Source organism: Scytonema hofmannii PCC 7110, from assembly GCF_000346485.2.
In the GTDB taxonomy this organism is placed as follows: domain Bacteria; phylum Cyanobacteriota; class Cyanobacteriia; order Cyanobacteriales; family Nostocaceae; genus Scytonema; species Scytonema hofmannii.
Window position 1 is genome coordinate 1 of the sequence record NZ_KQ976390.1, and the last position, 640, is coordinate 640.

1 pseudogene is annotated in these 640 nt (G+C 40.2%); it reads right to left on the minus strand.

The window, feature by feature from the left end:
- Positions 1–507 (minus strand): annotated as a pseudogene (locus WA1_RS52015) (RNA-guided endonuclease TnpB family protein); the annotation flags it as partial.
- Positions 508–640: the final 133 nt, after the last annotated feature.

Consider the following 640-nt stretch of genomic DNA (forward strand, 5'->3'; position numbering starts at 1 on the left):
AGCAATTTCAGTTAACAAATGCGGTTTGGTTTCTCTACTAATTGATGGATAAAAACAACCATCTTTATAAGTAAGTGCTTGTCTTGGGAACGTAACTGCCGCAAGTCCACCGCTTTTCCTATATTGTGGTAACGCGGGTCTGTCTACCTCACCTCTGTAGTAGGCATTAACCAATCCATTGTAAGAAGTAATTGATTCCCCTACAGATTTCAATGTTTGCTGTGCCGCTTGTGCAGCCAGAGCCTTGTAATGTGGATTATCCTTAAGAACTTTATCTAGTTCGGGATAAGTCGTAAAACATTTGTATGTCTTCCAACCGTGCCGCAATTCATCACCACGCCAATAAGTTGTGAATGCATTATCAGACTCTTCAAGTCTTGAATAATGAGTTTGACGAACATGATAAAGAGCACAATTAATCAAACTGTTAGCGTGTTGGCATTGGTCAATCCAAAACGCTTCTTCAATATCTGTGAACCTTGCCTTAACTGGTAAAGTTTTGTACACTTGTCATCACCTCCTGTTGTTGATTATCTTAGTGACTACATACAAAGTCAACAACAGGTTAAAACCTGTTGGGTCGGGTTTCATCCCCTCGTTAAAACTGAGGGGTTCTCACCCTCCCATTATATTTTGATAG